This window comes from Micromonospora matsumotoense (assembly GCF_050951065.1).
GTDB lineage: Bacteria > Actinomycetota > Actinomycetes > Mycobacteriales > Micromonosporaceae > Micromonospora > Micromonospora matsumotoensis.
The window spans coordinates 5,425,892-5,451,027 of the sequence record NZ_CP192025.1 but is presented as its reverse complement, the minus strand read 5'-3'; the positions used below and the strand labels follow the sequence as shown (position 1 = coordinate 5,451,027).

24 protein-coding genes and 2 pseudogenes are annotated in these 25,136 nt (G+C 74.5%); 20 read left to right on the top strand and 6 right to left on the bottom strand.

Annotation, left to right across the window (positions count from 1 at the left end):
- The first annotated feature begins 47 nt into the window (after positions 1 to 47).
- The 5 genes and pseudogenes from lspA to ACQP1S_RS22940 all read left to right on the top strand — a co-directional run.
- Positions 48 to 695, top strand: a complete 648-nt coding sequence (gene lspA, locus ACQP1S_RS22960; RefSeq protein ID WP_432899010.1) for a signal peptidase II — start codon at positions 48 to 50, stop codon at positions 693 to 695.
- Positions 692 to 1,636, top strand: a complete 945-nt coding sequence (locus ACQP1S_RS22955) for an RluA family pseudouridine synthase (protein ID WP_432899007.1) — start codon at positions 692 to 694, stop codon at positions 1,634 to 1,636. The genes lspA and ACQP1S_RS22955 overlap by 4 nt, the downstream gene beginning before the upstream one ends.
- A gap of 3 nt (positions 1,637 to 1,639) precedes the next feature.
- The gene (locus ACQP1S_RS22950) at positions 1,640 to 2,581 is read left to right on the top strand and encodes a hypothetical protein (RefSeq protein ID WP_432899004.1); all 942 of its coding nucleotides are present in this window, start codon (positions 1,640 to 1,642) and stop codon (positions 2,579 to 2,581) included.
- A 97-nt stretch (positions 2,582 to 2,678) separates the two neighbouring features.
- Complete coding sequence (locus tag ACQP1S_RS22945; RefSeq protein ID WP_432899001.1) at positions 2,679 to 4,286, top strand: AAA family ATPase; 1,608 nt, start codon at positions 2,679 to 2,681, stop codon at positions 4,284 to 4,286.
- 56 nt (positions 4,287 to 4,342) lie between these two features.
- Positions 4,343 to 5,125 (top strand): annotated as a pseudogene (locus ACQP1S_RS22940) (DUF2567 domain-containing protein); the annotation flags it as partial.
- Between the two features lie 154 nt (positions 5,126 to 5,279).
- Here ACQP1S_RS22940 and ACQP1S_RS22935 read toward each other — a convergent pair.
- A complete protein-coding gene (locus ACQP1S_RS22935) occupies positions 5,280 to 5,978 on the bottom strand; it encodes an LON peptidase substrate-binding domain-containing protein (protein ID WP_432898998.1) in 699 nt (232 codons plus the stop codon).
- Positions 5,979 to 6,084: 106 nt separating this feature from the next.
- Between ACQP1S_RS22935 and hisD the strand changes: the two genes are divergently transcribed.
- From hisD to hisF, 12 genes are all read left to right on the top strand, one after another.
- Positions 6,085 to 7,407: a histidinol dehydrogenase gene (hisD, locus tag ACQP1S_RS22930; protein WP_432898995.1), complete on the top strand. Its 1,323-nt coding sequence runs from the start codon at positions 6,085 to 6,087 to the stop codon at positions 7,405 to 7,407.
- Positions 7,404 to 8,477 (top strand): histidinol-phosphate transaminase, encoded by a 1,074-nt coding sequence (locus tag ACQP1S_RS22925; protein ID WP_432898992.1) that lies wholly within the window; start codon positions 7,404 to 7,406, stop codon positions 8,475 to 8,477. The genes hisD and ACQP1S_RS22925 overlap by 4 nt, the downstream gene beginning before the upstream one ends.
- Entirely contained in the window at positions 8,474 to 9,085 is a 612-nt protein-coding gene (gene hisB, locus ACQP1S_RS22920) for an imidazoleglycerol-phosphate dehydratase HisB (RefSeq protein WP_432898989.1), read from the top strand. The genes ACQP1S_RS22925 and hisB overlap by 4 nt, the downstream gene beginning before the upstream one ends.
- A 94-nt stretch (positions 9,086 to 9,179) precedes the next feature.
- Complete coding sequence (locus ACQP1S_RS22915) at positions 9,180 to 9,350, top strand: hypothetical protein (protein ID WP_168222542.1); 171 nt, start codon at positions 9,180 to 9,182, stop codon at positions 9,348 to 9,350.
- Complete coding sequence (gene hisH, locus ACQP1S_RS22910) at positions 9,350 to 10,012, top strand: imidazole glycerol phosphate synthase subunit HisH (RefSeq protein WP_432898985.1); 663 nt, start codon at positions 9,350 to 9,352, stop codon at positions 10,010 to 10,012. The genes ACQP1S_RS22915 and hisH overlap by 1 nt, the downstream gene beginning before the upstream one ends.
- 42 nt (positions 10,013 to 10,054) lie before the next feature.
- Entirely contained in the window at positions 10,055 to 10,378 is a 324-nt protein-coding gene (locus ACQP1S_RS22905) for a hypothetical protein (protein WP_091237477.1), read from the top strand.
- A gap of 16 nt (positions 10,379 to 10,394) precedes the next feature.
- The gene (gene priA / locus ACQP1S_RS22900) at positions 10,395 to 11,123 is read left to right on the top strand and encodes a bifunctional 1-(5-phosphoribosyl)-5-((5-phosphoribosylamino)methylideneamino)imidazole-4-carboxamide isomerase/phosphoribosylanthranilate isomerase PriA (RefSeq protein WP_357890889.1); all 729 of its coding nucleotides are present in this window, start codon (positions 10,395 to 10,397) and stop codon (positions 11,121 to 11,123) included.
- Complete coding sequence (locus ACQP1S_RS22895; protein ID WP_432898981.1) at positions 11,120 to 11,539, top strand: RidA family protein; 420 nt, start codon at positions 11,120 to 11,122, stop codon at positions 11,537 to 11,539. The genes priA and ACQP1S_RS22895 overlap by 4 nt, the downstream gene beginning before the upstream one ends.
- Positions 11,540 to 11,625: 86 nt before the next feature.
- The gene (locus ACQP1S_RS22890) at positions 11,626 to 12,072 is read left to right on the top strand and encodes a MarR family winged helix-turn-helix transcriptional regulator (RefSeq protein WP_091237469.1); all 447 of its coding nucleotides are present in this window, start codon (positions 11,626 to 11,628) and stop codon (positions 12,070 to 12,072) included.
- Positions 12,073 to 12,077: 5 nt separating this feature from the next.
- Positions 12,078 to 12,509 (top strand): organic hydroperoxide resistance protein, encoded by a 432-nt coding sequence (locus ACQP1S_RS22885; protein ID WP_091237467.1) that lies wholly within the window; start codon positions 12,078 to 12,080, stop codon positions 12,507 to 12,509.
- 46 nt (positions 12,510 to 12,555) lie between these two features.
- Positions 12,556 to 13,554 (top strand): NADP-dependent oxidoreductase, encoded by a 999-nt coding sequence (locus ACQP1S_RS22880; protein WP_091237465.1) that lies wholly within the window; start codon positions 12,556 to 12,558, stop codon positions 13,552 to 13,554.
- Positions 13,555 to 13,741: 187 nt separating this feature from the next.
- Positions 13,742 to 14,509, top strand: coding sequence for an imidazole glycerol phosphate synthase subunit HisF (gene hisF / locus ACQP1S_RS22875; protein ID WP_088643065.1), 768 nt, complete (start codon positions 13,742 to 13,744; stop codon positions 14,507 to 14,509).
- A gap of 197 nt (positions 14,510 to 14,706) precedes the next feature.
- Here the strand turns inward: hisF and ACQP1S_RS22870 are convergent, their stop codons facing one another.
- Complete coding sequence (locus tag ACQP1S_RS22870; RefSeq protein WP_091237460.1) at positions 14,707 to 15,165, bottom strand: hypothetical protein; 459 nt, start codon at positions 15,163 to 15,165, stop codon at positions 14,707 to 14,709.
- A gap of 281 nt (positions 15,166 to 15,446) precedes the next feature.
- Positions 15,447 to 16,058, bottom strand: a pseudogene (locus ACQP1S_RS22865) (YczE/YyaS/YitT family protein); the annotation flags it as partial.
- Positions 16,059 to 16,116: 58 nt separating this feature from the next.
- Between ACQP1S_RS22865 and ACQP1S_RS22860 the strand changes: the two are divergent.
- Together ACQP1S_RS22860 and ACQP1S_RS22855 are read left to right on the top strand one after the other, a co-directional pair.
- Positions 16,117 to 17,577, top strand: coding sequence for a PLP-dependent aminotransferase family protein (locus ACQP1S_RS22860; protein ID WP_432898974.1), 1,461 nt, complete (start codon positions 16,117 to 16,119; stop codon positions 17,575 to 17,577).
- A gap of 81 nt (positions 17,578 to 17,658) precedes the next feature.
- Positions 17,659 to 18,963: a low temperature requirement protein A gene (locus ACQP1S_RS22855; RefSeq protein WP_432898971.1), complete on the top strand. Its 1,305-nt coding sequence runs from the start codon at positions 17,659 to 17,661 to the stop codon at positions 18,961 to 18,963.
- A 58-nt stretch (positions 18,964 to 19,021) separates the two neighbouring features.
- Here the strand turns inward: ACQP1S_RS22855 and ACQP1S_RS22850 are convergent, their stop codons facing one another.
- The 3 genes from ACQP1S_RS22850 to ACQP1S_RS22840 form a co-directional block, all read right to left on the bottom strand.
- On the bottom strand, positions 19,022 to 20,848 hold the full coding sequence (locus ACQP1S_RS22850; protein ID WP_432898968.1) for an AMP-dependent synthetase/ligase: 1,827 nt from the start codon (positions 20,846 to 20,848) through the stop codon (positions 19,022 to 19,024).
- Between the two features lie 182 nt (positions 20,849 to 21,030).
- Positions 21,031 to 22,131 (bottom strand): terpene synthase family protein, encoded by a 1,101-nt coding sequence (locus ACQP1S_RS22845; protein WP_432898965.1) that lies wholly within the window; start codon positions 22,129 to 22,131, stop codon positions 21,031 to 21,033.
- 287 nt (positions 22,132 to 22,418) lie between these two features.
- Positions 22,419 to 23,048, bottom strand: a complete 630-nt coding sequence (locus ACQP1S_RS22840) for a TIGR03085 family metal-binding protein (RefSeq protein ID WP_091238831.1) — start codon at positions 23,046 to 23,048, stop codon at positions 22,419 to 22,421.
- Positions 23,049 to 23,227: 179 nt separating this feature from the next.
- Here ACQP1S_RS22840 and ACQP1S_RS22835 point away from each other — a divergent pair, with 179 nt between their 5' ends.
- Positions 23,228 to 25,102, top strand: coding sequence for an ABC transporter ATP-binding protein (locus tag ACQP1S_RS22835; RefSeq protein WP_432898961.1), 1,875 nt, complete (start codon positions 23,228 to 23,230; stop codon positions 25,100 to 25,102).
- Positions 25,103 to 25,136: the final 34 nt, after the last annotated feature.

Genomic DNA, 25,136 nt, shown 5'->3' with positions numbered 1-25,136 from the left:
TCGTGAGACGGCGGACCCACGTCGTCGAGACAGTCGATGGGGAGTCGATGACCACAGCACCGACCGCCGGACCCGGCACCACCGAGCCGGCCGGCCGCACCCCCCGCCGCAGGGCGGTCGTGGTCCTCGTCAGCATCGCGCTGCTCGCGTTGCTGACGGATCTGCTCACCAAGCACCTCGCCCTGCAACTGCTCGACGACCGGGCGCCGGTCCGGCTGCTCGGTGGGGTGGTCTACCTCACCCTGACCCGCAACAGCGGTGCGGCGTGGAGCATCGGCGCCGACCACACCTGGGTGTTCCCGTTGATCACCATCGGGGTGGTCGGCTGGATCAGTTGGATGGCGGTACGGCTGCGCTCACTGCCCTGGGCGGTCTCCCTGGGGCTGGTGCTGGGCGGCGCGCTGGGCAACCTCACCGACCGGATCTTCCGGGCCCCCGGCCACTTCGTCGGTCACGTGGTGGACATGGTCAGCCTCTTCGACCCGTACGGCCAGGTCTGGCCGGTGTTCAACCTGGCCGACAGCTGCCTGGTCTCCGGGGTGCTGCTGGCCGTGCTGCTGGAGCTGACCGGTCGCCAGCGCGACGGGCGGCGGGTCGGCGGCAAGGGCGACGCCGCCCCCGCCGACGCCACCCCCACCGGACCGGCCGCCGCCGGGTCGACGAAGGCCGACGCCGAGCCGCAGGAGCGGGCATGACCGCCGCCTTCGCCGCCGGTGGCGACCACCGCTCCCTGCCCGTTCCGGACGGCCTCGACGGCATGCGGCTGGACCAGGCGGTGTCCCGCCTCTTCGGGCTCTCGCGTACCGCCGCCGCCGCGCTGGTCGACGCCGGTGACGCGCTGGTCGACGGCGCGGCCCGGCAGAACTCGCACAAGGTCAAGGCCGGTTCCTGGCTGGAGGTGACGCTGCCCGCGCCGGTCGCGCCGCCGACCGTGGTGCCGCAGGCGGTCCCCGGGCTGACCGTGGTCTACGCCGACGACGACATCGTGGTGGTGGACAAGCCGGTCGGGGTGGCGGCCCACCCCAGCCCCGGCTGGACCGGCCCGACCGTCATCGGTGGCCTCGCCGCGATCGGCCACCGGATCTCCACCAGCGGAGCCGCCGAGCGGCAGGGCGTGGTGCACCGGCTCGACGTGGGCACCACCGGGATCATGACGGTGGCCAAGAGCGAGCAGGCGTACACCGCGCTCAAGCGGGCGTTCAAGTACCGCGAGGTGGAGAAGCGCTACCACGCGGTGGTCCAGGGGCACCCCGACCCGTCGCGCGGCACCATCGACGCCCCGATCGACCGGCACCCGCACCACGACTACCGCTGGGCGGTGGTCTCCGACGGCAAGCCGAGCATCACCCACTACGACACCATCGAGGCGTTCCCGTCGGCCAGCCTGCTCGACGTCCGGCTGGAGACGGGGCGTACCCACCAGATCCGGGTGCACTTCTCGACCCTGCGGCACCCGTGCGTCGGCGACCTCACCTACGGGGCCGACCCGACCCTGTCGGCGCGGCTCGAACTGCGCCGGCAGTGGCTGCACGCCCGGTCGTTGACCTTCGCCCACCCGCGTACCGGCGACGACGTCACCTTCGTCAGCGAGTACCCGGACGACCTGGCCCGCGCGCTGACGCTCCTGCGCGACTGACCGGTGCCGCGCCGACCGTCGGGTGTCGACCCGCCCGTTGTCCCGCCCCGGCCGCGCCAGGGGCTGGTCACCGCGGCGGTGCTCGCTGTCGGCGCGGTGCTGCTCACCGTCGGCTGGGCGGCCCGCCGGTCCGAGCCGATGGGTGACCGCACCGTCGGGCAGGTGACCCGGGTCGGGGTGCTGCCGGGCGACTCGCTGCCCGGGTACGCCGCCGCCACCCGGGCCGAACTCGCCGCGCTGACCGCCGGGGCGTACGCGCTGGTCAGCCTCGACCGCTACCTCGCGCCGGACCGGCTGCCGGCGCTGCTCGCCGACGTCGAGGTGGCGGCGGTGGTGGTCCGGGTGCCACTGCCGGACCGGCAGACCGAGGTGGTCCGGCTGCCGGCGCAGCTGCTGCCGCAGGACGTCACCGCCGGGATGGCCGGCCTCGCGGACCGCAAGGACCGGGAGGCCGCCGACCAGCGGAGCCGGGCCGCCGACACCGCCGACCCGACGACCCGCCAGGGGTACGAGACCGGGGCGCAGGTCGCCGCGCGGGAGGCGGCCGGCTACCGGTCGGCCTGCGCCTGCGTCTACGCGGCGGTGGTCCGCGCCGCACCGGCCGCCCTGCGCGCCCTGGCCGGACGGGACGGCGTGCGGGCGCTCGACCCGGCCCCCGAGGTGACCCGACTGGACCGGACGGTGTTCCTGCCCCCGCTGCCGGAGCAACGGGACACGGCCCGGCCACCGGCCGACACGGCCCGGCCACCCGCCGGACAGGCCCCGACGCCCGCCGACCCGGTACCGTCGCCGGGCGCGGCGATGGGCGATTCGTCGGAAGGAGCACCCGCCGTGATCGCCCCGGTACCCTCGCCGACCGGGACCGGATCGGCGCGGTCGGTGTCGACCCCCGCTCCCACCTCCCCGGACTCCCGTCGCAGCGGGTCGTCCGTCCGGTCGCCGTAAGTATTGTGCCCGGGGGATGTGTGCAGACCGGTGTGGTCCGAATAGGGTTTCGTTCGTAGCCTGTCAGGCGGAGATCGACGGCGCGGGAGGGCGAGCCTTGGACGGCAGCGAGACCGGCTGGGGTCGGTCGGCCGAACCGGCACCGCGATGGCGGGCGCTCTTCGAGCGCGCCCGCCTCGGCGGACGCGCCGCCGAACAGGCGGAGCCGGAGCGCCGCGGCGAGGACCCGGCCCGGGACCCGCTGCCCGGCCGTGGGCCCGCCGGTGGTTGGTCCGGACGGGGGTCGGCGGCCGTGCCGCCACCCGCCGACCCGGGCTATGGTGCGAACCCCGGCTACGACCCCGACCCGGGCTACCGGGCCGAAGCCAGCTACCGGGTCGACCCGGCCCACCGCGTCGCGGCGGACTATCCGGCCGAGCCCGGCGGCTACCGCGCCGAGCCGGGCTACCCGGCCGAGCCCGGCTACCCGGCCGACCCCGGCTACCGTGCCGCCCCCGGTTATCCGGCCGACCCCGGGTACCTGCCGGAGCCGGCCCGGCCGCCGGAGCCGCCGGTCGTCCCGTCCCGCTACGCCCTGCTGGACAACGGCTACCGGTCCGAGCCGCCACCCCCCGAGTCCCGGTACGCCCTGCTGGACAACGGTTACCGCGCGCCCGGCTACGCGCCGCCGGAGCCGACGTACCAGCCGCCGCAACCCGCCTACCCCGAGCCGGCGTACCCGGAGCCCGGCTACCCGGCCGCGCCGACGTACCAGCCGGAGCAGCCGGCCTACCAGCCGGAGCAGCCGGCCTACCAAGCGGAGCAGCCGGCCTACCCGCCGGCGGTGACCGCCGACCGGGGCTACCCGGCCCGGATCGAACCGGCCCGCATCGAGTGGCGTCAGCAGGGTCCCCAGGACGAGCAGGAACGGGCCGCCGGCATCCTCCGCCGCGACCTGGGCACCCCCCGGGTGCTCGCGTTCGCCAACCCCAAGGGCGGGGTGCACAAGACCACCGCCACGGTGCTCGCCGCCGCCACCGTCGGCAGCGTCCGGGGCCGGGGCGTGCTCGCCTGGGACGACAACGAACTGCGCGGCACCCTCGGCCTGCGCGCCGGCAGCGCCCGGCACGCCCGGACCATCCGGCACCTGATCAGCGACCTGGCGCACATCGAGATCCGGGACGGCGCCGAGCTGCTGGAGTCCCTCGACGACTACCTGCGGCACGCCTCCGACGGCTCGTACGACGTGCTGGCCGGGGAGGAGAGTCCCCGGTTCGCCCAGCGCCTCGACCAGTTCACCGTCAAACGGGTGCTGGAGCTGCTGCGCCGCACCCACGACGTGGTCTGCGTCGACACCGGCAACAACGTGGAGAGCCCCAACTGGCGCACCGTCATGCACGCCGCCGACCAGCTCGTGGTGACCACCGTGCCCCGGGAGGACGCGGCGTTCAGCGCCGACTGGATGCTCGACCTGCTGCACGAGGAGGGGATGGGTGAGCTGGCCGACAACGCGATCACCCTGATCTCCTGCCCCACCCCGGGCCGGTCGACCCTCCAGGACGACCTGGAGCGGCACTTCGCCACCCGGACCCGGGCCGTCGCGGTGGTGCCGTACGACCCGGTGCTGGAGACCGGTTCGTCGATCGAGTACCACCAGCTCCAGGCGGAGACCCGGGCCGCCTGGCTGCGGGCCGCCTCGGTGATGTTGGAGCCGTTCGCCCGCTGAGGGGCGGTACGGGCTCCGCCGCCCCGCCGCACCGCTACGCCTGAGAGGATCATCGGGTGAGCCCGGACACCCCCGATCCGCACCGCCCGGCCGACGCCCCGGCGGGTGTCGCGCCCACCCCGTCCGCGCCCGGGTACGACCCCGCGGGGTCGTACCTGCCGTGGCCGCCGCCGTCCGCCGCGCTGCCGCAGCCGCCCGACCAGCAGCCCCGGCACACCCCGGCGGTGGCGATCACCCTGGTGCTGGGCCTGACCGCGCTCGGGGCGCCGCTGGGGCTGCTCTGGGCGGCGCTGGCCCCGGACACCCCGGTGCTCAAGACCGCCGAGGGCGCCATCTACGCCCAGCCGCAGCCGGAGCAGCCGATCGCCGCCGACGGCTGGTTCAGCCTGCTCGGGCTCGGCTTCGGGGTGCTCGCCGCGATCGCGGTGTGGACGCTGCTGCGCCGCCGACGCGGGCCGGTGGGGTTGGTCGCGACGACCGTCGGCGCGCTCGGCACCGCCCTGGTGGCCTGGCAGTTGGGCCGCCGGATCGGGCTGGACGGCTACCAGCGGCTGCTCGCCTCCGCCCCCGCCGGCACGCCGTTCGACAAACCGGCGGACCTGCGGGCCGGGGGCATCGAACGGGTCCTCGGCGTGCTGCCGCTGCCGTACGGCAACCTGCTGCTGCCGGCGTTCGCCGCCGCCGTCACGTACACCCTGCTGGCCGGCTGGTCCCGCTGGCCCTCGCTGCGCCCGGAGCCGGAGCCCGACTGGCCGACCGGCCCCGAGGTCGCCGGTCGGCCGGGCCCCGCCGCCACCGACCGGCCCGACGGCCCGACCGGCACCGCCCCACCGACCGGCAGCACCGTCCCGGACCGCCCCGACGGCTACCGCGACTGGGACCGTCCCGACGCCTACGACCGCCAGGACCGGCCCGACGCCCACGGCGACCAGGACCGGCCCGGCGTCGACAGCGGTCGGGACCGGCCCGGTGCTCCCGGGGTGCCGGGCGGGGTCAGTTGGGGGCCGGTGGGGAGGCCAGCTCCGACAACGGCACCGGAACCGCCCGCACCTGACGCAGCAGGGCCGACTCGCGATTGAGCAGCCGCAGCTCGGCGCGGAGCCGGGCGGCGGTGTCGTCGATGGCGAGCAGCCGCTGCCGGTCCGCCACGGTCAGCACGGCGGTGGCCGCCACCAGGTGCGACAGCACCGTCGGGTCCTCCGGCAACTGCTCGGACAGCTCCTGCGGGTCGGCCCGGATCAGGCCCAGGTACTGCCGGAAGACCGCGATCACCCGGGCCGCCAGCAGCTCCGCCGCCTCGTCCGGGCCGGTCGGCTCGGGCAGCCACTCGACGGCGGCGGTCAGGTAGGGGGCGGACTCCCGGTCGACTTCGGCGACCCGGAACCGTCGCCGGCCCACCGTGACGATGTCGAAGCCGCCGTCGTCCAGCTCGGTGACCTGACGCAGCTCGGCGGTGCAGCCCACCTCGTGCAGGGTCACCTCGCCGCCGCCCGGGGTGGCCCGGCCCGCGCCCGGGGCGACCTCCCAGCCGGAGCGGATGGCCAGCACACCGAACTCCCGGGGCGCCCCCTCGGGCTGCCCGACCAGGTCCCGCACCAGGTGGCGGTAACGCTCCTCGAAGATGTGCAACGGCAGCACCAGACCTGGGAAGAGCACCGTGGCAAGGGGAAACACCGGCAGCCGTACGGTCACGTGTCCGAGCGTAGCCGGACCGTGCGACGTCGGCGTGTCCCGGCTCACCGTCTCGCGGTACGGGCGGCGCGGGTCGCCCTCCGGGCCGCCGCCTAGACTCGGGAGCGTGTTGAATCGGATCGACCTGCGCGGCGGGGTCCGTGACCCGCGCCGACTGCTGCCCCGTGCCCAACTCGACGTGTCCGTCGCCGTCGAGCGGATCCGCCCCCTCGTCGAGGCGGTCCGGGACCATGGGTACCCGGCGATCCGGGAGGCCAGCGAGCGGTTCGACGGCATCTGCCCGGCGGTGCTGCGGGTCCCGACCGAGGCGATCGCCGAGGCGGAGGGGACGCTCGACCCCGACGTGCGGGCCGCGCTGCTGGAGTCGATCGACCGGGCCCGCCGGGTGCACGCCGACCAGCGCCGCACCGACCACACCACCCAGGTGGTGCCCGGCGGCACGGTGACCGAGCGCTGGGTGCCGGTCGACCGGGTCGGCCTCTACGTCCCCGGCGGGCTGGCGATGTATCCGTCGACCGTGGTGATGAACGTGGTCCCGGCCCAGGTGGCCGGGGTCCGCTCGCTGGTGGTGGTCAGCCCGCCGCAGCAGGACAACGGGGGCCTCCCCGACGCCCGGGTGCTCGCCGCCTGCGCGCTGCTCGGCGTCGACGAGGTGTACGCCGTCGGCGGCGCCCAGGCGGTCGCCATGCTGGCCTACGGTGCGGCGGTCGACGCCGGGGGCACCCAGCACTGCGCGCCGGTCGACATGATCACCGGGCCGGGCAACATCTGGGTCACCGCCGCCAAGCGGCTGCTGCGTGGCGTGGTCGGCATCGACGCGGAGGCCGGTCCGACCGAGATCGCCGTGCTGGCCGACGACACCGCCGACCCGGTGCACGTCGCCGCCGACCTGATCAGCCAGGCCGAGCACGACCCGCTGGCGGCCAGCGTGCTGGTCACCCCGTCGGTCGAGCTGGCCGACGCGGTGGACCGGGAGCTGGCCCGGCAGGTGCCGGCCACCAAGCACGTCGAGCGGGTCGGCACCGCGCTCGGCGGGGAGCAGAGCGGCATCGTGCTGGTCGACGACCTCGACGCCGGGTTGCGGGTGGTCGACGCGTACGCGGCCGAGCACCTGGAGATCCAGACCCGGGACGCCCGCGACTGGGCGCTGCGGGTGCGCAACGCCGGGGCGATCTTCGTGGGCGCCTGGGCGCCGGTGTCGCTCGGCGACTACTGCGCCGGCTCCAACCACGTGCTGCCCACCGGCGGCTGCGCCCGGCACTCGTCCGGCCTGTCCGTGCAGTCCTTCCTGCGCGGCGTGCACCTGGTGGAGTACACCCGGGAGGCGCTGCGCGACGTCGCGCCGCACGTGGTGACCCTGGCCAACGTGGAGGACCTGCCGGCGCACGGCCAGGCGGTCGCGGTGCGCTTCGCCGGGGAGCCGTCGTGACCGGCCTGGACGACCTGCCGATCCGCGACGACCTGCGCGGTCGCTCGCCGTACGGGGCGCCGCAGCTCGACGTGGCGGTCCGGCTGAACACCAACGAGAACTCCTACCGGGTGCCCGAGCCGGTGGTGGAGGCGATCGGCAAGGCACTCGCCGCCGAGCTGCGTGACCTCAACCGCTACCCGGACCGGGACGCGCTGGCGCTGCGCGCCGACCTGGCCGGCTATCTCGGTCACGGGATCACCGTGGCGCAGGTCTGGGCGGCCAACGGCTCCAACGAGATCCAGCAGCAGCTGCTCCAGGCGTTCGGTGGGCCGGGGCGGTCCGCGTTGGGCTTCGTGCCGGCGTACTCGATGCATCCGTTGCTGGCCCTGGGCACCGGCACCCGGTGGGTCCCGGTCCAGCGGGGGGCGGACTTCGGGCTGACCGCCGACGAGGCGGTCGCCGAGGTCCGGACACACCGCCCCGACGTGGTCTTCCTCTGCTCGCCGAACAACCCGACCGGCACCGCGCTGGACCCGGCGGTGGTCACCGCCGTGCTCGACGTCGCGCCCGGCATGGTGGTCGTCGACGAGGCGTACGCCGAGTTCGCCCGACCGGGCACGAGCGACGCCCTGGCGCTGCTGCCGGGCCATCCGAGGCTGGTGGTGACCCGGACGATGAGCAAGGCGTTCGGGTTCGCCGGTGGCCGGCTGGGCTACCTGGTCGCCGACCCGGCGGTGGTGGCGGCGGTGCAGCTGGTCCGGCTGCCGTACCACCTCTCGTCGCTCACCCAGGCCGCCGCCCGCGCGGCCCTGGCCCACCGCGACGCCCTGCTCGGCACCGTCGACGCGATCAAGGTGCAGCGGGACCGGATCGTCGGCACGCTGCGGGACCGGGGTTTCCGGGTGGCCGACAGCGACGCCAACTTCGTGCTCTTCGCCGTCGGCGGCGACCAGGCCACCGCCTGGCGGACCCTGCTCGACGCCGGGGTGCTGGTCCGGGACGTCGGCCTGCCCGGCTGGTTGCGGGTCACCGCCGGCACCCCCGCCGAGACCGACGCCTTCCTCACCGCGATGGAGAAACTGTCATGAGTCGCACCGCCCGGGTGGAGCGGACCACCAAGGAGACCAAGGTCCTCGTCGAGATCGACCTCGACGGCACCGGCCAGGCCGAGATCAGCACCGGGGTCGGCTTCTACGACCACATGCTCCACCAGATCGCCCGGCACGGCGGCTTCGACCTGACCGTCCGCACCGTCGGCGACCTGGAGATCGACGCCCACCACACGATGGAGGACACCGCGCTCGCCCTGGGCGCCGCGTTCGACCAGGCGCTGGGCGACAAGGCCGGCATCCGGCGGTACGGCTCGGCCACCGTCCCGATGGACGAGGTGCTCGTCCGGGCCGCCGTCGACCTGTCCGGCCGCCCGTACGTGGTGCACGACGAGCCGGCGCTGGCCCCGTACATCGGGCCGGTCTATCCGACCAGCATGACCCGGCACATCTGGGAGTCCTTCGGCCAGTCGGCCCGGGTCACCCTGCACGTGGACGTGCTGCGGGCGGCCCGCCCGGGCGGCCACCCGGATGCGCACCACGTGGTGGAGGCCCAGTTCAAAGCGGTCTCCCGGGCGCTGCGGGAGGCCACCGCGCTCGACCCGCGCAACGCCGGCGTGGTGCCGAGCACCAAGGGCGCGCTGTGACCGGCCTGCCCCGACCCGACCGCGCCGTCGCGACCGGGCCCGGCCCGGACCGGCGCTTCCCGGTCGGGGCGGACCGGGCCGGGGGGCCGCGCTGATGGGCCCGGTGCTGCCGACCCTGCTGCTGATCCTCGCCGGCATCCTCGTCGGCGGGGCCTGGTCGTTGTACCGGCAGGACGCGCCGCGCGGTGCGATCGTGGTCACCGGGCTGCTCGCCGTGCTGGCCACCGTCGGCGGGGTGCTCTGGCTGCTACCCGGGGAGGGCTGATGGGCGCGCACGACACCGGCACGGCCGGGCGGGGGCGCGGCAAGCGGATCGTGGTGCTCGACTACGGCTCGGGCAACCTGCGTTCGGCCGAGCGGGCCCTGGCCCACGCCGGGGCGGACGTGACGGTCACCGCCGACCTGACCGCCGCCGCCGGGGCCGACGGGCTGGTGGTGCCCGGCGTCGGGGCGTACGCGGCCTGCATGGCCGGGATCGAGGCGTCGGGTGCCGGCCCGGTGATCGCGGAGCGGGTCGCCACCGGCCGCCCGGTGCTCGGCATCTGCGTGGGCATGCAGGTGCTCTTCGACCACGGCGACGAGCACGGTGTGGTGACCAAGGGGCTGGGGCTGTTGCCGGGCGGGGTGACCCGGCTGCCCGCCGAGCGGCTGCCGCACATGGGTTGGAACACGGTGACGCCGCCGGCCGGTTCGGTGCTCTTCGCGGGGCTGCCCGCCGACAGCCGGTTCTATTTCGTGCACTCCTACGGGGTGCTCGACCGGGCGGCGCTGGCCGAGGCGGGCGTCCGGGTCACCACCGCCCACCACGGCACGGACTTCGTCGCCGCGGTGGAGCGGGGTTCGCTGTCGGCCGCCCAGTTCCATCCGGAGAAGTCGGCCGAGACCGGTGCCCTGCTGCTGCGCAACTGGCTGGCCACGGTTGACTGAGACCCGGGGCGGCGCGTCCGGCCGGACCGGGTCGGGTGCGCGGTGAGCAAGGAGCGGGCCCGTCGGCGGGCCGTCCGGGAGGCGGAGGCCGCGCGCGACCGCGTCGTACGGCAGCGCAAGTTGGCGCGTCGGCAGCGTCGCCGCGCCCTGGTCCGCCGGGTCACCCCGCAGTGGCGGCGGGGCCGGACCGGCCGGTTGGCCCGGCGCAGCCGGGGGGAGCGGGCCGCCATCGTCGGGTTGACCGGGGCGGCGCTGGTGCTGATCTGGGTGTTCGTCGACGATCTTGCGCTGCGGGTGGCGCTGGTCGTGCTGTTGCTGCTGGTCCTGCCGGCGATCGTGGTGATCGCCCTGGACCGTCGGATCTGACCGAGGAGTAGGAAACGTGAGCCTGACCCTGTTGCCCGCTGTGGACGTCGCCGACGGCCAGGCCGTCCGGCTCGTGCAGGGCGCCGCCGGCAGCGAGACCGCCTACGGCGACCCGCTCGACGCGGCGTTGGCCTGGCAGAACGACGGGGCGGAGTGGATCCACCTGGTCGATCTGGACGCGGCCTTCGGTCGGGGCTCCAACGCCGCGCTTCTCGCCGAGCTGGTCGGGAAGCTGGACGTGCGGGTGGAACTCTCCGGGGGCATCCGGGACGACGCGTCGCTGCGGGCCGCACTCGGCACCGGCGCGGCCCGGGTGAACATCGGCACCGCCGCGCTGGAGGACCCGCAGTGGTGTGACCGGATCTGCGGCGAGTACGGCGACCGGGTGGCGATCGGCCTGGACGTGCGGGGTCGTACCCTCTCGGCGCGGGGCTGGACCCGCGACGGCGGTGACCTGTGGGAGGTGCTGGCCCGGCTGGACGCGGCCGGCGCGTCCCGGTACGTGGTGACCGACATCACCAAGGACGGCACGATGCGCGGGCCGAACCTGGAGCTGCTGGCCGAGGTCTGCGCCCGCACCGATGCCCCGGTGATCGCCTCCGGTGGCGTCTCGACCCTGGACGACCTGCGCGCGCTGGCGACCCTGGAGCCGGCGGGCGTGGAGGGCGTGATCGCCGGCAAGGCGCTCTACGCGGGCGCGTTCACGGTGGCCGAGGCGCTGGCCACGTTGCGCGCCGCCGGGTGACCGACGCCGGCCGGGAGCCGGGTGACGCGACCGTCACCCGGCTCGGCTCGGGCGGCCCGTGGGAGGCGGTGTACGGCTACTCGCGGGTGGTGCGGGCCGGTCGGTCGGCCTGGACGGCCGGCTGCACGTCGACCGCCGACGGGGTGGTGACGCACGTCGGGGACGCCGCCGCGCAGACCGCCCAGGCGTTGCGGATCGGCCTGGCCGCCCTGGCCGAGGTGGGTGCGAGCGCCGCCGACGTGGTGCGGACCCGGATGTACGTGACCGATCGGCTCTTCGTCGACGAGGTGGGCCGGGCCCACAACGCCGTCTTCGGCGCGATCCGGCCGGTCGCGACGATGGTCGTGGTCGCCGGCCTGGTCGATCCGGACCACCTGGTGGAGATCGAGCTGGAGGCGTACCTCCCGCCGTCCTGATCCGTTCCGGTCTCCCCGGTGCGAGACGTGGGTCACTTCGGGCCAGATAAGTTGTGCGCAATTGGATTGCGAGCTACGTTTCCCGGGTGAGTGACCATCTGGTGTTGCGGGGGCAGGTGTGCTTCGCCCTCTATGCGGCGTCCCGCGCGCTCACCGACGTCTACCGGCCCATCCTCGACGAGTTCGGACTCACCTACCCGCAGTACCTGGTGCTGCTGGTGCTCTGGGAGCGCGGCGACGACCCACCCACGGTCTCCGAGCTGGGTGCCGCGCTGCGGCTCGACTCCGGCACGCTCTCCCCGCTGCTCAAGCGGTTGGCGGCGGCGGGCCTGGTGGTCCGCACCCGCTCCGTGCTCGACGAGCGGCGGGTGGAGGTGGGGCTGACCGCCGACGGCGCGGCCCTGCGCCAGCGGATGACCGACGTGCCGTTGCGGGTGGCCTGTTCCACCGGCCTCGACGAGGCCGAGCTGGTCGCGTTGCGCGACACCCTCACCCGGGTCACCGAGACGATCCACCGACAGAAGGAGCAGTGATTCCCATGCAGGTGCTCTACACCGCGTCCGCGACGGCCACCGGCGACGGCCGCGACGGCCACGTCCGCACCTCCGACGCCACCGTCGAGCTGGACCTGGCCATCCCGAAGGAGATGGGCGGCGCGGGCGGCGCAGCCAACCCCGAGCAGCTCTTCGCCGCCGGCTACGCGGCCTGCTTCCACTCCGCGCTGCGCATGGTCGCCCGCCGCAGCAAGGCCGACGTGACCGGTTCGGTCGTCGAGGCCGAGGTCGGCATCGGCCCGAACGGCAGCGGTGGCTTCGGACTGGCCGTCACCCTGGTGGTGGACCTGCCGGCCGTCGAGCGCTCCGCCGCCCAGCAGCTGGTCGAGGCCGCCCACCAGGTCTGCCCCTACTCCAACGCCACCCGGGGCAACATCGACGTGGCGCTCACCGTGCGCGAGGCCGCCGCGGCCTGAGCGCCGCACCGGGCCACCACCATCGCGTACGAGAGGACGACAGCCGATGACCAGCAACCGTGAGATCCACCTGGCCTCCCGCCCACAGGGTTGGCCGACCGCAGACAACTTCCGTCTCGTCGAGACCGAGGTGCCCACCCCGGGTCCGGGGCAGATCGTGGTCCGCAACCAGTTCATGTCGGTCGACCCGTACATGCGCGGCCGGATGAACGACGCCAAGTCCTACGTGCCACCGTTCGCCCTAGACGCGCCGCTCGACGGCGGGGCGATCGGCGAGGTGGTGGCCGGTGGGGCCGACGGGATCAACGTCGGCGACACCGTGCTGCACGGGCTCGGCTGGCGGGAGTACGCGCTGCTCGACGGCGCGTCGGCCCGCCGGGTCGACCCGGACGTCGCCCCGGTCAGCGCCTACCTGGGTGTGCTCGGGATGACCGGGCTGACCGCGTACGCCGGGCTGCTCGACGTGGCGGCGATGCAGCCGGGAGAGACGGTGTTCGTCTCCGGCGCGGCCGGCGCGGTGGGCAGCATGGTCGGTCAGATCGCCAAGCTGCGGGGCGCCGGCCGGGTGGTCGGCAGCGCCGGCTCGCCGGCCAAGGTGCAGCGGTTGACGGCGCTCGGCTTCGACGCCGCCTTCGACTACCACGACGGGCCGGTGCGGGACGCGCTGAAGGCCGCCGCCCCGGACGGGATCGACGTCTACTTCGACAACGTCGGCGGCGAGCACCTGGAGGCCGCCATCGGCGCGCTGAAGCTGCACGGCCGGGCCGCGATCTGCGGCATGATCGCGCAGTACAACTCGGCCGAGCCGCCGGCCGCGCCGCGCAACCTGGCGCTGGTCATCGGCAAGCGGCTCACCCTGCGCGGCTTCCTGGTCGGCGACCACGGCGGCCTGCGCGAGCAGTTCGTCGCCGAGGTCGGCGGCTGGCTGCGCGAGGGCCGGCTCTCCTACGACGAGACGATCGTCGACGGCATCGGCAACGCCCCCGACGCGTTCCTCGGCCTGCTACGCGGCGAGAACCTCGGCAAAATGCTAGTCCGCCTCTAGCCCCCACCCACCCCGCCGCCCGCCCCGGCCCCGGGCGCCCCGCCGCCCCCGCCGCCGCAGCGGTGATCAAGAGGTCTGCGTCATTCTTGGAGATCGAACTGACGTAAACCTCTTGATCACCGTCGGGAGCCCCGGGTCGGTCGCACAGGGCGGTCGCCGGGGCGGGGGTGTTGGATAGGCTCATCGCATGACGGTGGCGGTACGGGTGATCCCATGTCTGGACGTGGACGCCGGTCGGGTGGTCAAGGGGGTCAACTTCCTCGACCTGCGCGACGCCGGTGACCCGGTGGAGCTGGCGGCGGCGTACGACCGGGCCGGCGCGGACGAGTTGACCTTCCTGGACGTCACCGCGTCCTCCAGTGACCGGGGCACCATGCTCGACGTGGTACGCCGTACCGCCGAGTCGGTCTTCATCCCGCTCACCGTCGGCGGCGGCGTCCGGCAGGTCGCCGACGTGGACACCCTGCTGCGCGCCGGGGCGGACAAGGTCGGGGTGAACACCGCCGCCATCGCCCGCCCCGAACTGATCGCCGAGATCGCCGACCGGTTCGGCCGGCAGGTCCTGGTGCTCTCGCTGGACGTCCGCCGGGCACCCGCCGGCACCACCCCCAGCGGTTTCGAGGTGACCACCCACGGCGGCCGCCGGGGCACCGGGCTCGACGCGGTCGAGTGGGCGGCGCGCGGTGCCGAGCTGGGCGCGGGGGAGATCCTGCTCAACTCGATGGACGCCGACGGCACCAAGGCCGGCTTCGACCTCACCCTGATCGAGGCGGTCCGCGCGGTCGTCGACGTGCCGGTGATCGCCAGCGGCGGTGCCGGCCGGGTGGCGCACTTCCCGCCCGCGATCGGGGCGGGCGCCGACGCGGTGCTCGCCGCCAGCGTCTTCCACTTCGGCGAGCTGACCGTGGGTGAGGTCAAGGACGCCCTGCGCGACGCCGGCCACCCCGTCCGCTGACGATCCACGCCACCGGGACACCCTGATCCCCGCGCGCTCTACACACGGCGGGTGGTCCGCGCTCCGCGCACGGGCGGGTGGCTCCCTTACCCAGCTGGCTGGGCAAGGGACACTGCCCCACGCGCGGGCGGGTGGCTCCCGGCGGAGCCTGGACAAGGCTCCGCCGGTCACCCCTGCTCCGCGCGCGGGCGGGTGGCTCAGCGGCCGGTCTGCCCCTCCGGGGAGCGGCGCGGGGCCGGAATCGACCGGACCACGTACTCCTGCACGGCGGCGGCGTGGTCCTCCTCGGGCAGGTGCCACTGCGCGCTGCCGGGGGCGTGCCGCCGGACCAGCACCCCCTGCACGCTGTCGACCGTGCCGCCCACGCCGGCCCGGGGCCGGGTACGCCAGAGCTGCTCGCCGTCCGGGGTGATCCGGAACCAGCCGTCGGAGACGGTGACCAACCCCGCGCCGACCAGCCGCTGGACCGCTGTCTCCACGTCGTGCCGTTCGGGTATCGCCTGGTTGAGGTGGTCGGCGGTGGACAACACGTCAGTGAGCCGGACCCCCTCCGGGCGGCGGGAATCCGCCGCGCGGCGGTGCCGTCCGGCACCGCTGGCGATCACCAGTGACACGAAGATCCAGGCGTCCGTCCAGCGCCACGCGTTCTCCCCCATGCACGAATGATGCCCGTAGGTGTCCGTTGAGGAAACACCTACTTTCCCCCTGTCGTGTCAGCGCAGCTCAGCGTGGTCACCTCCGGACCCTCGGGGAGCGGTTCCACCGGAAACCGGTTTCCCGGGGCCGGCGGGTCGGCGGACACCGGCGGCACGGACACCGGTGCCGTGCCGCCCGATGCTGTGCCACCCGATGCTGTGCCGCCCAACGCCGTGCCACCCGATGCCGTGCCACCCAACGCCGTGCCGACCGGTGCCGGGCGGCTCCGGTTCGACTGGACCGGTTCGGCGGGGACGGCGAAGCGGGGGATGAAGAACTGGGCCAGCGGGCCGATGCCCAGCGCGTACGCGACGGTGCCGATGCCGACCGTGCCGCCGAGCAGCCAGCCCAGGGCCAGCACGGTGATCTCGATGACGGTGCGGACCAGCCGGACCGAGCGGCCCGGTCGGCGGGCGACGTACCCGGTCATCAGGCCGTCACGGGGGCCGGGGCCGAGCCGCGCGCCGAGATAGAGGCCGGTGGCGGCACCGTTGGCGACGATCCCGCCGAGCAGCAGGCCGATCCGGGCGGCCAGCGGTAGCCCGGCCGGCAGCAGGGCCATCGTGGCGTCCACCACCAGCCCGAGCACCACCACGTTGCTCACCGTGCCGAGCCCCGGGCGTTGCCGCAGGGGGATCCAGAGCAGCAGCACCACCGCGCCGACCGCGATGGTCACGGTGCCGAACGACAGGCCGGTCTGCCGGGCCAGCCCCTGGTGGAAGACGTCCCACGGGTCCAGCCCGAGCCCGGAGCGGATCATCATGGCCATGCTGGCCCCGTAGAGGACCAGCCCGGCATAGAGCTGGGTGAGTCGCCGGGCGGGGCGGTGCCGGAGATTGCCAATCGGAGCCATGCATGCCACCCTAGGGTCCAATGTTGCCCATAGAAGAGCCAATTCCTCAGGGGTGGCCGTGACCAGCCAGGTGCGAGGGGTCCAATTGGCCCGGCTGCTCGGGCAGTGGCACGCGCTGCCGGGCCGCCGCCGCAGCCCCGACTACGCCGCGCTCGCCGCCGCCGTCCGGGGACTGCTCGCCGACGGCCGCCTCCCCCTGGGGGTACGCCTGCCGGCCGAGCGGGAACTGGCCGAGGCGCTGCGGATCAGCCGGACCACGGTCACCGCCGCGTACCGGCAGCTGCGGGAGACCGGCCACCTGGCCAGCCGGCGCGGCGCGGGGAGCTGGACCATGCTGCCCGGCACCCACCGGGTCGCCAGCACCGGCCTGTGGACCCCGTTGGACGACCGCGACATGATCGATCTCGGGGTGGCCGCGCTGGCCGCGCCGCCCGAGCTGGTGCCGGCCGCCCACGCCGCCGTGGAGGACCTGCCGCGCTACCTGTCCGGCGCGGGCTACCACCCGACCGGCATCATCGAGCTGCGCGAGGCGGTCGCCCGGGCGTACACCGCACGGGGGCTGCCCACCAGCGCCGAGCAGATCATGGTGACCAGCGGCACCCAGCACGCGCTGGACCTGGTGCTGCGGCTGGCCCTCGCACCCGGCGGGAACGTCCTGGTGGAATCGCCCACCTACCCGAACGCGCTCGCCGCGCTGGCCGCCCGACGGGCCCGGATCAGCACCCACGGCCTCGCCGTCGACGGCCCCGGCTGGGACGCCGACCTGCTGCTGGGCAGCGTCCGGCAGACCCGGCCCAAGCTTGCCTACCTGATCCCCGAGTTCCAGAACCCGACCGGTCACCTGATGCCTGCCGAGCTGCGCGAACGGCTCGTCGCCACGGCCCACGCCGCCGGCACCGACCTGGTCATCGACGAGTCCTTCGTGGACCTGCCGCTGGACGGCACGCCGCTGCCGCCGCCGACCGCCGTCTTCGACCGGCACTCCCGGGTGATCTCCATCGGGGGGATGAGCAAGCCGTACTGGGGTGGCCTGCGGATCGGCTGGGTACGCGCCTCCGCGCCGCAGGTGCAGCGACTGGCCGCCGCCCGGGTCGGGGTGGACATGGCCAGCCCGGTGCTCGACCAACTGGTGGCGGTGCACCTGCTCGCCCAGGCCCCGGCGATCGTCGCGGCCCGTCGTGACCAGCTCGTCACCCAGCGGGACGCCCTGCTCGACGTGCTGGCCGAGCGGCTGCCGGACTGGCGGGTCGAAGTGCCCCGCGGCGGTGTCACCCTCTGGGCCGAGCTGGACGGCCCGATCTCCAGTGCCCTGTCCCGCGCCGCCGAGGAGGTCGGCGTACGGCTGGCGCCCGGCCCCCGGTTCGGCCTGGACGGCACCCTGGAGCGCTTCCTGCGGCTGCCCTTCACCCTGCCCGCCGCCGACCTGGTGGAGGCGGTCGGCCGGCTGGCCGCGATCCGCTACGACCTCGACCGGGGCGCCGGCCGCCCGCGCTGGCGGGAACCGGCCGTCATCGCCTGACCCACCCGCCCCGGGGCCGCCGAGGGACCCGGTGGGGACGAACCGGCCCGGTCGGCCGGCGGCGGCTGGGAGACTGCCGAGGTGGGCAGCCCGGGGTGGTCGCGCGGCGTCCGGCTCGGTGCGCCCGGCTCCCGGACCACCCGGCTGGAACTCTTCTACGACCTGGTCTTCGTCTTCGCGTTCTTCAACGTCACCGCGTTGACCTCCCAGGAGCCCACTGCCAGCAACCTACTGCGCTGCCTGCTGGTGTTGGGGTTGCTCTGGTGGTGCTGGACCGGGTTCGCCGGCCTCGGCAACGCGGTCCGCGCCGACCAGGGGCTGCTGCCGGTGCTCGGCTTCGTCACCGTCACCGCCACCTTCCTGCTGGCGCTGAGCATGCCGGGGGCGTTCCTCGACGAGCCCGGCGGTCTGCACGGCCCGCTGGTCTTCGCCGGCTGCTACTTCCTGGTCAGGGCCAGCCAGCTGTCCGTCTTCGGGGTGGTGGCCCGGGGCGACCCGGTCCGGTGGCGGCAGTGGACCCGGCTCGCGCTGCTGCCGGTGGGCGCCACGGCGCTGCTGGTCGTCTCCGCGGTGCTGCCCCACCGGCTCGCCGGGGACGGCATCGCGACCGCCCTGCAACTCGCCCTCTGGACGCTCGCCCTGCTGCTGGAGTACGTGGCCGGGGTACGCCTGGGCGGGGCCTACTGGTCGGTGCTCTCCGCCGGGCACTGGGCGGAACGGCACGCCCTGATGGTGCTGATCGCCCTCGGCGAGTCGATCATCGCGCTCGGGGTCGGCCCGAAGTTCGTCACCGGCCTGCCGCTGACCTGGCCGGTGGTGATCGCCGCGACGCTCGGCATCGCCGTCGCCTCGGTGCTGTGGTGGACCTACTTCGACACCCTGGCGCTCGCCATGGAGCAGGCGTTGCACCGCAGCCGCGATCCGGTGTCCCGGGCCCGGCTGGCCCGGGACGCCTACACCTACCTGCACCTGCCGATCGTCGCCGGGGTGATCTTCTTCGCCCTCGGGCTCAAGGATCTGCTGGCCGAGGTGGCCGACCCGGGCAATCCGGACTGGGGCCTGCCGCTGGGCGGCCGGTGGGTGCTGGTGCTCTACGGCGGGGTGAGCCTCTACCTGCTCAGTCTGGTCGCCTGCGGACTGCGGACGGTACGGGTGCTGCGCTGGCCACCGGTGCTGGCGGTGCTGGCGCTGGGCGCGTTCGCCCCGCTGGGGGCCCGGGTGCCCGAGGTGGGCGCGTTGGCCCTGTTGGCACTGGTCTGCGTCGCCCTGGTCGTGCTGGAGACCCGGGGGCAGGGCCGTCGCCGGCACCGGGTGCGCCAGCTGGCCCTGGCGGAACAGGAGGCCACCGAGGCCGAGCAGAGCCGGTGGCGTCACGAGCACCTGTGACCGGTCGGCGGCCGTGTCCCGGGACGGGGGGACACGGCCGCCGACCGACCCGGACGGCTCAGATCTCGGCCAGGCTGCCCGCGTACATCCGGTCGATCTCGGCGGCGAAGTTGCTCTCCACCCCGCGCCGCTTGATCTTCAGCGACGGGGTCATCTCGCCGTCCTCGATGGTCAGGTCGCGGGGCAGGACGGTGACCTTCTTGATCGTCTCCCAGCGGTTGAGCTTGGCGTTGAGCTGGGCGACGTGCTCCTCGACCATGGTCCGGGCCTCGGGCGAGGCGACGATCTCGGCGTAGTCCCGTCCGTCGAGCGGGCCACCCGCCGCCCAGCCCCGGATCGCGTCCGGGTCCAGGCTGACCAGCATGGTGCAGTAGTTGCGGGCCTGACCGATCACGATCGCCTGCGAGGTGTACGGGCAGATCGCCTTGAACATGCCCTCGATGTGCGACGGCGCGACGTACTTGCCGCCTGAGGTCTTGACCAGGTCCTTCTTGCGGTCGGTGATGCGCAGGTAGCCGTCGTCGTCGAGGGTGCCGATGTCGCCGGTACGGAAGAAGCCGTCCTCGGTGAACGCGGCAGCCGTCTCCCCGGGCAGGTTGTGGTAGCCGCGCATCACCGGCCGACCCCGGACCAGGATCTCGCCGTCGGTGTCGATCCGGCACTCCAGGTCGCCCATCGCCCGGCCGACCGTGCCGATCCGCAGCCCGTCGGGCGGGTTGACGAAGTTGCCGGCGCTGGTCTCGGTCAGGCCGTACCCCTCGGAGATGGGCAGGTTCGCGGCGGCGAAGAAGGTGGCGATCTCCGCGCTCAACGGGGCCGCACCGGAGACGAGCACCCGGATCCGTCCGCCGAGCCGGGCCTGGAGCTTGCTGAACACCAGCTTCTCGGCCAGCGCGTACCTGAGCTTCAGGCCGCCCGGCACCGGCCGGCCAACCTGCTCCAGGGCGACCTTCTCCTTGCCGACCGCGACGGCCCAGGCGAAGATCTTCGCCTTCGCGCCGCCGGCGTCCTGCGCGGTGGTGACCGCCTTGTTGTAGACCTTCTCGTAGACCCGGGGCGCCCCGCACATCAGCGTCGGCCGGATCACCGCCAGCATCTCGACCAGCTTGTCCACCCGGCCGTCGACGTAGGTCGGCAGCCCGACGTGCGTCGAGCCGCAGAGCAGCGTCTTGCCGAACGAGTGCGACAGCGGCAGCCACAGGTACTGCACGTCGTCGTCGCGCAGCAGACCCGTCTCGGCCTGCACCACCCCCTCCCAGCACCAGCCCCCGTGCAGCAACTCGACGCCCTTCGGCCGGCCGGTGGTGCCCGAGGTGTAGATCAGTGTCGCCAGGTGCTCCGGGCCGACCGGGGCGACCAGCCGGGCGATCAGGTCGGGCTCGGCGGCGAGGGCCTGTGCCCCCTGCGCCTCCAACTCGGCGAGGGTGAGTTGCGGCACCGCGGCGGTCGGGTCGGGGGTGCCGTCGAAGAGCACCACGTGGGTGAGCGCGGGCAGTCGCGCCCCCGCGATCTTCGCCGCCTGGGTCGGGTTCTCCGCGAACAGCACCCGGGAACCGGAGTCGGCGATGATGTACGTCGCGTCCTGCGGCTCGGTGGTGGGATAGACGGTGGTGGTCGCCCCACCCGCGCACATGATGCCGAAGTCGGCGATGATCCAGTCCAGCCGGGTGTTGGCCAGGATCGCCACCGGGTCCTCCAGCCCGACCCCGAGCCCGTGCAGGCCGGCGGCGACCGCGTCGGCCCGCCGGCCGACCTGGGCCCAGGTCAACCAGACCGGGCCGGAGTCGTCCGGCGCCGGGTGGGCGAAGGCGTGCTGATCGGGGGTCGCGGCCACCCGCTTGCGGAACATGTCAGGGATGGAACGGTATGGGATATCGAGAGCCATCGTGATAGCCGCCTTCAGGGGGTGGGTGACGTGACGGGGGTCACGTCGCGCTGCGGTTACCGAAGGGTATTGCCTGCGCCGGGGCATCGGCTAGCCCCCGTACCTGTGAGGCGGCTGAGTCCCGACGGGGTCGGTCCGACGCCCGCGCCGGACCGGCTGCCGCGTGCGCTGCGGGGGCGCGGTCAGCCGTACCGGTCCACCCGCACCGACCAGTCGTAGGTGGCGCGCAGCCACGAGCGGCGGGCCGCCAGGTAGGGCGTCAGTGCGGGCCCGCCGTGCGCGACCAGCGCCGCCTCGCGGACCAGGTAGCCGGCCAGCCCGTCGTTGAACCACCCGGCGGCCAGTTGGAACGCCGCCGCCTCGCCCCGCCCGGTCTGCGTGGCGAGGACGGTCACCAGGTTGTGCGGGTCGGCCGCCGTGTCCCGTTCCTTGCGGTAGGAGAACAGGTCGTTGCACCAGCAGACCAGGTCGACCGCGAGGTCGTCCAGCGCGATCACCGCGGGATCGACCCGCCGCGTCGGGCCGGGCAGTCGGCCGTACGCCAGGTCGGTGAGGGTCAGGCTGGGGCGTACCCCGCCGGTGTGCCGCCGCATCTGGCGGTACTCGGCCACCCCCGGGACCCGTCGGTGCTCCCGGTTCGCCGCCTCCCACAGCAGCGCGAGCAGGTACGCCCGCAACTGGCTGACCAGCCGCAGCAGCAGCGTGGGGCGGCGCTGGTCGCGGACCCGGCGGCACAGGTCGGCCAGGGCGGCACCGAGCGCCCCGCCCGGTGCGCCCCGGCTGTCCGGCCCGGCGTGGTCGGTCGGCCTGCTGCCGGCGGGCCGGCTGGTCGGCCCGATGCGGTCGGTCGGCGCGGGCCGGCTGGTCGGTACGGCGCGGTCGGTCGGCGCGGGTCGGCCGGTCGGCACGGTGCGGCCGGCCGGGGGCGACCGGTCGGCCGGTGCGCCGTGCCGGTCGAGGACGTCCAGCAGCGCGGCGATCGTCGGCGCGAGGGTGGCCGGCGCGCTGCCCAGCCCGTCGTCATCGCAGACGTCGTCCATCACGAACAGCCAGGAGAGCAGGTCGGTGAGCAGCCGCAGCTGCGCCACCGACGCCTGCGGGCAGGCGCGTCCGGCCAGCTCGGCGGCACCGGCCCGGTGCAGTCGGGCCGTCGCCCGCCCGCCCTCGATCAGGCCCTGCCGGCGGGCCCACTCCGTACTCTCCGCCGCCACCCCGTCGGTGGCGGCGTGCCGCCGGCTGACGAAGGGTGGTTCGAGTAACGCCGAGACGTTGAAACTGTGCATGGTTTCCCCAGTCGGCCACCCCCCACCGGTGGCGTCGCCGGAGAGTACGCCAAGGGAATCGACATCGATCATTGCTGACGGGGGTCGAAGTGACCGATTCCACCGCTACCGCCAACAGCGACGTGGTCCGCTCCGTCGGGTGATCCGTCGGCCGCGCAGGGTGTTCGTCGCGGGGGCGAACGGTCCCGTGCCCGGGTGGGCGCGGTCGGTCCCGCCGGGTGCCGACGACCCCGGGGCCGGTCCCACCGCCGTGCCGACGACCCCAGGGGGCGGTCCCGCCGGGGTGCCTACAACCCCAGGGGGGCGGTACGCAGCCGTTCGGCCAGCGCCGGTGGACCGTCGATCTGGACCCGGGCCACCCGCTGCCGGCCGGAGAGGAACAGCACCAGCTCGCCGGGGGAGCCGACCAGGCGTACCCGGTCGCCACCCCGGCCGGCGGTCACCTCACCCTGGCCCGGTGCCTGCACCAGCAGGTTCGCCGGGAACCGTCGGGCCCGGGTCCGGGTGAGCAGGGCGACCGGCTTCCACAACCGGGCGGCCAGCCCGGGCGGGAGGTCCCGGGGTTGCCACCCCGGCCGGGCCCGCCGGACGTCCTCGTGGTGGATGAAGAACTCCATCGTGTTGGCCAGCTCGTCGGTGAGTGGGTTGCTGACCGGGCTCCACACCGGGGGGCGGCGCACCTGGTCGAGCAGCTCCGGCCAGGGCCGGGCGGCGACCCGCAGCCGCACCCGCTCGGCGTACCCGTGCAGGGGCGGCAGCAGGATGCCGCCGGCGGCGTCGGGGCGGCGCTCCCGCACCACCAGGTGGGCGGCGAGGTCCCGGGCGGTCCACCCCTCGTTGATCGTCGGGGCGTCCGGGCCCACTTCCAGCATCAGGTCGGCGAGCGCCTCGCGCTCCGCTCGGGCGTACCGCGGCATGCAGCGATCGTAGGTCGGTGGGCCGCCGTCGGCGCGGCGAGCGGTCCGCTCCACCGGCGGGGGACGCGTGGGGGCGGCGCGATCGGCGACGTGATGGTCGACATACCACGCCGGGCGGCGTAGGTGGCTGCGAGCGGTAAGGATAAGGGAGATAATTGCGGCTTACGGCGGGGGAGAGCGTGGCGAGCGGGACGAGTCGGGACGTGATCCACCGGGGGCTGTGGGTCCTTGGCCGGGCAATCCGGGAACAACCACGCATCTTCGCGGTGGCGGTCGCCGGCAGCGTGCTCTTCGGTGGGCTGGTGATCGTCAGCGCGTACGTGGTCGGCGCGGTCGTCGGCGACGTGGTGGTGCCGGCGGTCGAGTCCGGCGAGGTCGGCACCAGCACACTGGCCCTGGCCGCCGTGGCGTTGTTCGGGATCAGCGTGCTGCGGGTGGTCGGCATCTTCGGCCGCCGGCTCGGCGCGGGTTACATGCAGTTCCGCCTCCAGGCCGCCTACCGCCGCCGGGTGACCCGCCGCTACCTGGAACTGCCGCTGTCCTGGCACCACCGCAACGCCACCGGCACGCTGCTGTCCAACGCCAATTCCGACGTCGAGGCGGCCTGGTATCCGATCGCGCCGCTGCCGTTCGCGGTGGGCACGCTGGTGATGCTGGTCGGCGCGGTCGGCTCGCTCTTCTTCACCGACTGGGCGCTCGCCCTGGTCGGGCTGGCCGTGTTCCCCGCCCTGTTCGCGCTCAACGTGGTCTATTCCCGCCGGATGGCCCCCCGCCAGGCCCTCGCGCAGCGGTTGCGGGCCGAGGTCAGCGGCATCGCCCACGAGAGCTTCGACGGCGCCCTGGTGGTCAAGACCATGGGCCGGGAGGCCCAGGAGACCGCCCGGTTCGCCGGTCGGGCCCGGGAGTTGCGGGACTCGCTGATCTCGGTCGGTCGGCTGCGGGGGGTCTTCGACCCGCTGCTGGAGACGCTGCCCAGCCTAGGCACCCTGGCCGTGCTCGTGGTGGGCACGATCCGATTGCGGCAGGGCGCGATCACCGTCACCGAACTGGTCAGCGTCGCCTTCCTCTTCACCGTGCTGGCCTTCCCGGTGCGGGCCATCGGCTGGGTGCTGGCCGAACTGCCCCGCAGCGTGGCCGGTTGGGACCGGGTCAGCCGGGTGCTCGACGCCACCGGCGAGATGCCCTACGGGGACGACACCCTCGACGACAGCGGGACGCCCGCCACCCTCGCCTTCGACGGCGTCCACTTCGGGTACGAACCCGCCGAGGCGCACCTGCCCGGGACGCAGGTGCTCGGTGCGGTCGCCTTCACCGTGCCCGCCGGACGGACGGTGGCGCTGGTCGGCCCGACCGGCGCCGGCAAGTCCACCATCGCCTCGCTGGCGGTCCGGCTGGTCGACCCGGACACCGGCACGGTCACCCTGGACGGGGTGGACGTACGCCGGCTCACCGCCGCGTCACTCGCCTCGACCGCCGCCCTGGTCGCCCAGGTGCCGTTCGTCTTCGACGACACCGTCCGGGCCAACATCAGCCTGGACCGGCCGGGCATCGACGACGAGGACGTCTGGGCGGCGCTGCGGCTGGCCGAGGCGGACGGTTTCGTCGCGGCCCTCCCCGACGGGCTGGACACCATGGTCGGTGAGCGGGGCACCTCGCTCTCCGGTGGTCAGCGGCAACGGCTCACCCTGGCCCGGGCGTTGGCCGGCCGGCCCCGGCTGCTGGTGCTCGACGACGCCACCAGCGCGGTCGACCCCCGGGTCGAGGCCGCCATCCTGGCCGGGCTGCGCGCCCCGGCGCCCGGGCAGCAGGCCGCCGCGTCGATCCTGGTGGTGGCGTACCGGCGGGCCACCATCGCGCTCGCCGACGAGGTGATCTATCTGGAGCAGGGCCGGGTGCTGGCCCGGGGCACCCACACCGAGTTGCTGGCCACCGTGCCCGGCTACGTCGACCTGGTCACCGCCTACGAGCAGGCCGAGCAGGAGCGGGAACAGAACCGGACATACGACGAGGTCGCCCCGCTGCCGTCGGGCCTGGAGATCGAGGTGGACCGGTGAGCGCGAGGAGTGCAGCGCAGCGGAGCCCCGCAGT

What these genes read in the sequence shown, in the direction of transcription:
- hisH (WP_432898985.1), top strand. Translation starts at nt 9,350, where the DNA reads ATGGGCGCGCACGACACCGGCACGGCCGGGCGGGGGCGCGGCAAGCGG.
- ACQP1S_RS22840 (WP_091238831.1), bottom strand. Translation starts at nt 23,048, where the DNA reads ATGCCGCGGTACGCCCGAGCGGAGCGCGAGGCGCTCGCCGACCTGATG.
- ACQP1S_RS22880 (WP_091237465.1), top strand. Translation starts at nt 12,556, where the DNA reads ATGACCAGCAACCGTGAGATCCACCTGGCCTCCCGCCCACAGGGTTGG.
- lspA (WP_432899010.1), top strand. Translation starts at nt 48, where the DNA reads ATGACCACAGCACCGACCGCCGGACCCGGCACCACCGAGCCGGCCGGC.
- ACQP1S_RS22955 (WP_432899007.1), top strand. Translation starts at nt 692, where the DNA reads ATGACCGCCGCCTTCGCCGCCGGTGGCGACCACCGCTCCCTGCCCGTT.
- ACQP1S_RS22885 (WP_091237467.1), top strand. Translation starts at nt 12,078, where the DNA reads ATGCAGGTGCTCTACACCGCGTCCGCGACGGCCACCGGCGACGGCCGC.
- ACQP1S_RS22850 (WP_432898968.1), bottom strand. Translation starts at nt 20,848, where the DNA reads ATGGCTCTCGATATCCCATACCGTTCCATCCCTGACATGTTCCGCAAG.
- ACQP1S_RS22915 (WP_168222542.1), top strand. Translation starts at nt 9,180, where the DNA reads ATGGGCCCGGTGCTGCCGACCCTGCTGCTGATCCTCGCCGGCATCCTC.
- hisF (WP_088643065.1), top strand. Translation starts at nt 13,742, where the DNA reads ATGACGGTGGCGGTACGGGTGATCCCATGTCTGGACGTGGACGCCGGT.
- ACQP1S_RS22870 (WP_091237460.1), bottom strand. Translation starts at nt 15,165, where the DNA reads ATGGGGGAGAACGCGTGGCGCTGGACGGACGCCTGGATCTTCGTGTCA.
- hisB (WP_432898989.1), top strand. Translation starts at nt 8,474, where the DNA reads ATGAGTCGCACCGCCCGGGTGGAGCGGACCACCAAGGAGACCAAGGTC.
- ACQP1S_RS22845 (WP_432898965.1), bottom strand. Translation starts at nt 22,131, where the DNA reads ATGCACAGTTTCAACGTCTCGGCGTTACTCGAACCACCCTTCGTCAGC.